Origin of the sequence: Streptomyces soli, assembly GCF_003999195.1 — a bacterium.
In the GTDB taxonomy this organism is placed as follows: domain Bacteria; phylum Actinomycetota; class Actinomycetes; order Streptomycetales; family Streptomycetaceae; genus Actinacidiphila; species Actinacidiphila soli.
Genome location: NZ_RJVR01000101.1, coordinates 1 through 5325 on the forward strand (window position 1 = coordinate 1; position 5325 = coordinate 5325).

8 protein-coding genes and 1 pseudogene are annotated in these 5325 nt (G+C 69.2%); 4 read left to right on the plus strand and 5 right to left on the minus strand.

Annotation, left to right across the window (positions count from 1 at the left end):
• On the plus strand, positions 1–235 hold a 235-nt coding region (locus EFK10_RS48505), incomplete at its 5' end, for a hypothetical protein (protein ID WP_206305360.1).
• Positions 236–350: 115 nt separating this feature from the next.
• On the opposite strand, the gene EFK10_RS08305 is transcribed toward EFK10_RS48505, so the two are convergent.
• Positions 351–902 carry a DUF3455 domain-containing protein gene (locus EFK10_RS08305; RefSeq protein WP_127355097.1) on the minus strand — a complete coding sequence of 184 codons (552 nt, stop codon included), beginning with the start codon at positions 900–902 and terminating at the stop codon, positions 351–353.
• A 144-nt stretch (positions 903–1046) separates the two neighbouring features.
• On the opposite strand from EFK10_RS08305, the gene EFK10_RS08310 reads away from it, so the two are divergent.
• The 3 genes from EFK10_RS08310 (at position 1047) to EFK10_RS08320 (ending at position 2317) form a co-directional block, all read left to right on the plus strand.
• Positions 1047–1655 carry a histone deacetylase gene (locus tag EFK10_RS08310; RefSeq protein ID WP_127355098.1) on the plus strand — a complete coding sequence of 203 codons (609 nt, stop codon included), beginning with the start codon at positions 1047–1049 and terminating at the stop codon, positions 1653–1655.
• Positions 1656–1837: 182 nt separating this feature from the next.
• Complete coding sequence (locus EFK10_RS08315) at positions 1838–2044, plus strand: hypothetical protein (protein WP_127355099.1); 207 nt, start codon at positions 1838–1840, stop codon at positions 2042–2044.
• A 60-nt stretch (positions 2045–2104) separates the two neighbouring features.
• Entirely contained in the window at positions 2105–2317 is a 213-nt protein-coding gene (locus tag EFK10_RS08320) for an EF-hand domain-containing protein (RefSeq protein ID WP_127355100.1), read from the plus strand.
• Positions 2318–2468: 151 nt separating this feature from the next.
• On the opposite strand, the pseudogene EFK10_RS08325 reads toward EFK10_RS08320, so the two are convergent.
• From EFK10_RS08325 to EFK10_RS08340, 4 genes and pseudogenes are all read right to left on the minus strand, one after another.
• A pseudogene (locus EFK10_RS08325) lies at positions 2469–2852 on the minus strand (hypothetical protein); the annotation flags it as partial.
• A gap of 221 nt (positions 2853–3073) precedes the next feature.
• Complete coding sequence (locus EFK10_RS08330) at positions 3074–3379, minus strand: hypothetical protein (RefSeq protein WP_127355101.1); 306 nt, start codon at positions 3377–3379, stop codon at positions 3074–3076.
• Positions 3380–3760: 381 nt separating this feature from the next.
• Complete coding sequence (locus tag EFK10_RS08335) at positions 3761–4228, minus strand: hypothetical protein (RefSeq protein ID WP_127355102.1); 468 nt, start codon at positions 4226–4228, stop codon at positions 3761–3763.
• 125 nt (positions 4229–4353) lie between these two features.
• Positions 4354–4626, minus strand: a complete 273-nt coding sequence (locus EFK10_RS08340) for a YciI family protein (RefSeq protein ID WP_127355103.1) — start codon at positions 4624–4626, stop codon at positions 4354–4356.
• Positions 4627–5325: the final 699 nt, after the last annotated feature.

The following is a 5325-nucleotide window of genomic DNA, read 5'->3' on the forward strand; positions in this document are numbered from 1 at the left end:
GAGCCTAGGGTTGCTGTATGGCTCAGGGTCCATGGATTCGGGTGGGTTCGTCGCGCGGCCGGACCAGGTGTCGTTGGGAGTCTTGGTCGCGGTGGTGCTGCGGTTCAAGGTGGATGAGGCCGCGCGGTGCGGTACAGCAGCCAAGTACAGCAACCACCGCAACCGCCCCCGCCCAGCAGCAGCTCCCAGCAGCCTCGAAGTGACCGCTATGACCGCCACCGACCCATCCACATAGAGCTACGGATCAGAAGGTTGCAGGTTCGAATCCTGCCGAGTGCACAGCAGGCCAAAGCCCCCTCTGGATCATCCCGGAGGGGGCTTTGCCGTATCCGGGGCAGTGGGTCCCCGGCTTACTGGGTGGGGGCGTAGAAGACGTACGTGGCGGAGTAGGGGACGCCGGTTTGGGCGGTGCCGGTGCAGGGGGCGGTGGGGGCGAGGCCGCCGTGAGTGCGGAGGCGCTGGACGTAGGAGATGTTGCCGAAGAAGCCGTTGCCGCGGGTGGCGGTGGCTTTGAGGAGGAGCTCGGGGATGGCGCCGGTGTGGGGGACGCTGGCTGCGGCGGCGGCGTTGACGGCGCTGCCGTCGCGGGTGGAGATCCAGACGGGGCCGCGGGAGTGCAGGGCGAGCGGCTGCTTGGTGGGGTCGTTCTTGGCCCAGAGGGTGGCGGCGGGTTCGAGGAAGGTCCAGGCGCCGTTGGTGCAGGTGTAGGTCTGCACGCCCTTGGCGTCGAGGACGGCGACGCGATGGTTGCCGTCCGGGACCTGGAGCGCCGCGGGGATGCCGGTAAGCGCCGGGACCGGGTGCTGGTCCGCGGCCTGGCCCGAGGTGGCGGTGGTGAGTAGGGCAGCGCCCGCCGTGGCGAGGGCGGCGGCGGTGAGGGTGAGGCGCTTGGCGAGCTTCATGGCCGGGGCTCCATTTCGTGAACGTACTTCCGCGTGGACGCCACGGTGGGCGCGGCGTCCGGAGGGCTCACTGTTCGATCACGTAAGAAGTAGGAAACTCGGTTCAACGGAGGAGCTGCCGACTTCTGGAGGAGTGCCGCTTCCATGCAGGTCTGGTACGCGTCCTACGGCTCCAACATGCACGGTGCCCGCCTCGCCCGCTACCTGGGCGGCTGCCGTGACCCGCGCCCGCCGGAGCGGTCCGTGGCCGTTGAGCTGCCGGGGAGCGTCTACTTCGCGTACGAGTCGAAGGTGTGGACCGGCGGGATGGCCTTCTACGATCCCGATGCGCCGGGGGTTGTGTGGGGGCGGGCGCATCTGCTGAGCGCCGGGCAGTTCGCGGACATCGCGACGCAGGAGATGCACCGGGTGCCGGACGCCGATCTGGCCGTCGACCTGGCGACACTGACGGCGGGGGATCGGGTCGCGCTGGGGGACGGGCGGTACGAGACAGTGGTGTGCGCCGGGGAGATCGAGGGTCGGGCACTGTTGACCTGCACCGCGCCCTGGGCCCTCGCCGACGTGGCGTGGCGGAAGCCGGCCGCCCGCTACCTGGGGCTTCTGGCCGCCGGGCTGGTCGAGGCGGGGGCGTGGGAGGCGGGCACGATCGCCGAGTACCTGGCGGCACGGCCGGGGGCGGCGGGTGAGTGGAGCGTGGCGCAGATCGCGGCGCTGATGGAGGGGGAAGCGGATGGCTGGAGGGCCCCGTCATAGATGGGCCGCGCTACTGGCCGGGGCTGGCGCGGTGCTGCCGCTGCTCGCCCTCGCCGAACGGGTGCCGGTGCTGGCAGGGGGGGAAGCCGAGGGAGTACGCGCTGTGCCATGCGGTTCTGGCCCCGGACCACTACACGTACGCGGCGCTCGCGCTGATCCCGGCGGCGGCCGTGGTGGGCGTCGTGGCGTCGGTCGCCCTGTGGCGGCGCGGACCGCTGGCGGGGGTGGCCGGGCTCATAGCCCTGGTCGGGCTGCTGGTCGCGGCGGACGGCCTGGACGCGCGGGGCGAGACGCTGGCGGCGCGGTCGTCGGCAACGGCCTTTTTCGAGAGGTCGTGTGACTATCCGATCCGGGTCTACACCGCGACTCCCGGGTGGTTCTATCCGTAAACCCGACCGCGGCTAATGTGTGCGGGTCAGACAAGCTGCACACACGGAGGGGAAGCCTCGATGGCGGACATTGAGTCGGCGCGGACGGCGTTCGAGCGGTACGACCTGGACGGCGACGGGTACATCACGGCGGCCGAGTACAAGAAGGTCATGGCCGAGCTCGGTGACCCCTACGTCAGCGAGACGGTGGCGCAGGCCGTCATCGCGGCGAAGGACAGCAATGAGGACGGCCTACTCACGTTCGAGGAGTTCTGGGCGGGCCTGAGCGCCTGACGTACACCGGGGCTGGGGGCGGGCGCGGGGCTGCGGTGGGGCCTCAGTCCGCGCCCGGCACCAGCCCCGAGGTCGGCACCCCGGTCCCCGCCGTGACCAGGACGTGCGCGGCGCCGGGCACCTGGTTGACGCTGCTGCCGCGCAGTTGGCGTCCCAGCTTCGTGGACTTCCGGGCCGACACCGACTCGATCACCGTGTCGAAGCTGATCCGCTCACCGGGCCGCAGCGGCCGTACGTACTCCTGCTCGCTGTCGGTCGCCACGACCGACGTACACCCCGCCTCGTCCAGCAGCGCCAGCAGCTCCTCGTACGCCGCCGTCCGGGCGCCCCCGTTTCCCCCGCCGTGCCCCGACAGCCCGCCCATGGTCCACACCTGCAGCATCGCCGCCGGCGCCGCACCGTCCTCCGGCACCGCATGTCCCATGGCCTCGCACCAGTTCCGGATCATCGCCGCGTTCACCGGGTCCTTGCCGGCCGCTTCGGTGGCGGCGGCCTGGCCCTCGTATGCCTTGAGACGGCGGAGGAGGTCAGGTATTGTCCGGTTCTGTGCTGATATGAGCACGAGGCGGCCTCACCAGAGAAGGTAATCTGACTAACCGTCAGATTTATTCCTGGGAGCCACCCCGTCAAGCAGCCAGAAGTTTTCCACACCCTGTGGACAAAGAACCCACCCCCTGGACGCGGCTGCGCGACGGCACTGAGGATGCCGTCACGCAGCCGCCCTTGCGCAGGCCGTTCAAGCGGCCCGGGCCCGCGTCATCCCTGCGGTGCGAAGTGGATGGCCCAGTTCGACTGCCGGATCTGCGTGAACGCCGACCCCACCACGCTCGCCGTGTTGTTCTGGTTGGACGCCCCCGCCCCCGTGGCCGCCTGCTGCGTCGTCGTCACACTGCCGAAGTTGTCGCCACGGACATTGCCGCCGCTGTTGCTGACCACGGTCGCATTCGACCCGTTGCCCGCGATCGCCCCGTTGTCGGCCATCGCCGTCCCGGCGAACAGCGCCGCCGCCAGCGGCAGTGCCGACATCGCGGCCAGGACACGAGCAGTACGGATGCTTGCCATGAGTTCTCCTCCAGGGGTGCTTGCTCGCGGGTCCGGTTGGCCGACCGCCCCGCCGGCTCTGCGACGTCGCCGAGATCAGAGTTGCCCACCCCACCCCCGCCGAACCCGACCTCCCGCCCCATTTAGCTCGCAAGCGTGACGATCTGTCGACAAACCCCCAATATCACCCACCCGCCCACCCCGCCGTCCCAACCAACCCCCAAATCCGCCGCCCCCCAACAGGCGAATCGTTCCGCCACATTCCCGACCAACCCCCAAACCTCCGCGAGACGGCTCCCGCTGCGGCAGCGGGCTGGCCGAGGACGTGCCGCCGAACGGCTTGGCCGCCCTGGGCCGTTGGTCCCCAGACTCGAGCGAGCGGCGCCTACATCGGCTCCCGGCTCAGCCTCTGCTGCGGAGGTTGGCTTCTGCGGCGTTGCGGATCCGCTTGGTGCGGCCGTGCCCGGCGAGGACCGCGAGCGCGTCGGCAGCCTCCAGGCTTACGGTGATCTTGCGCTGTAGCCAGTCGGATGATGCGATCAACGCGTCAACCCCCCAGGGTTGCCCCAGCGAGATGACTCGGAACAGGGACCACTCGCGGAGCCGTTGGGCCAGGAAAGGATGGCGGGCTGTCGCCTCGGTCATCGACCGGGCCCATTGCTCGTAGGCGGGCCCAGGGCAGAGGTTGGCGGCTCGCCGATCCAAGTGCCTTGCGATGACGGACTGGGCCATTGCCTGGTCCGGGTCGGTGAGGACCATGGCGACCAGGTCGAGTTCCTCCGGGTCGGCGACCTGCTCCAGCGCTTGGAGGTAGGCGGCGAACCGCGTGTGCTCGGGTGGTTCGTCCTTGCGAAATGTGTTGGCGCTCATGCGGCCTGGTCCTGACGTTCGACAAGCAGTCCACGCTCGAACCGGCCACCGGCGGGGGCGCTCAGGCGCCCACCGACGACCCAGGCGAAACCGAGCAGCGCTGCCCTCCAGAAAGGCCTTGACCGCTACGGCGTGAGGATCTCGTTCCACTCACGGATGGTCCACGACTGGACGACCCCGTTCACGACGAACGGGTCGCCCTTCACGAACTCCTCAGCGGCCTCCCTGGTGCTGAAGATCGCCATCGAGCCCTCCTCCACAGGGTTTGCGAAGGTGCCGACCATCAACAGCAGCCCGCGGGCGTGGAAGTCGTCCAGCAGGGCCCTGTGCGCTGGGAAGTGGACCGGTGCCGTCGTCAGCACGTCTGAGGCGGACTCGTAGAGCACCACGTACTTCACGTTGTTCCTCCAGGCGGGAGAGCGGGCTCCAGTCTCCACCGGATGGTCGGGTCCCGTAATGCCGATCCGGATTTTCTCCGAAGGCGCCCTCGATTTGGCCCTCTTCGTCCCGAACTACGGGCGAGGCGGTCGCTGAGGTCTGCTCGGCTGGTCAGCCGGTCGCCTGGGGCTGGTGACGGTCGACTGCGGTCACGGTGGTTGCTGTACTTCGCTGCTGTGCCGCCGTGGAGCGGGCGTGGTTCCTGGCGTCCAGGTGGAGCGCGCCACTGACATGTTTACGTACGACGTACAGAACCCCGGGCCACCAGGCAGTGTCCCGCGGTCCTGTGGGCCCTCGCCGCCCCTAGATCTGAACGGATGGGGCTCAGGGCCTCTTCGTCCCGAAGCAATGTGGGTACCTTCACGACCTGCGGTCTCACCGGGGTTGAGCTGCGCGAACAGTCCCCCAATGTCCGTGGACGTACGTCGAAGTACGCGGCCGTTGTAGCGCAGTTGGACACGCAGCCTGAGATTCCATCGACCAGGCGCAAGCCAGCCTTGCCGTAGGTGCCCGCTGTCCAAGTGTGTTGCTGCAGTTCAGCGGCCTATACGGGTCCGTTCACCCGCATTCATCCCGGCGCGTCTCCGCAGGTTCCCGCCTGGGGCGGAACCCCACTGCACGGGGATGCACGCTTGCGAATGAGACCAAGAGTGAGACCA

Bases quoted from the DNA above. Each gene is read 5' to 3' on its own strand.
- EFK10_RS08305 (WP_127355097.1), bottom strand. From the start codon at position 902: ATGAAGCTCGCCAAGCGCCTCACCCTCACCGCCGCCGCCCTCGCCACG.
- EFK10_RS08310 (WP_127355098.1), top strand. From the start codon at position 1,047: ATGCAGGTCTGGTACGCGTCCTACGGCTCCAACATGCACGGTGCCCGC.
- EFK10_RS08320 (WP_127355100.1), top strand. From the start codon at position 2,105: ATGGCGGACATTGAGTCGGCGCGGACGGCGTTCGAGCGGTACGACCTG.
- EFK10_RS08330 (WP_127355101.1), bottom strand. From the start codon at position 3,379: ATGGCAAGCATCCGTACTGCTCGTGTCCTGGCCGCGATGTCGGCACTG.
- EFK10_RS08335 (WP_127355102.1), bottom strand. From the start codon at position 4,228: ATGAGCGCCAACACATTTCGCAAGGACGAACCACCCGAGCACACGCGG.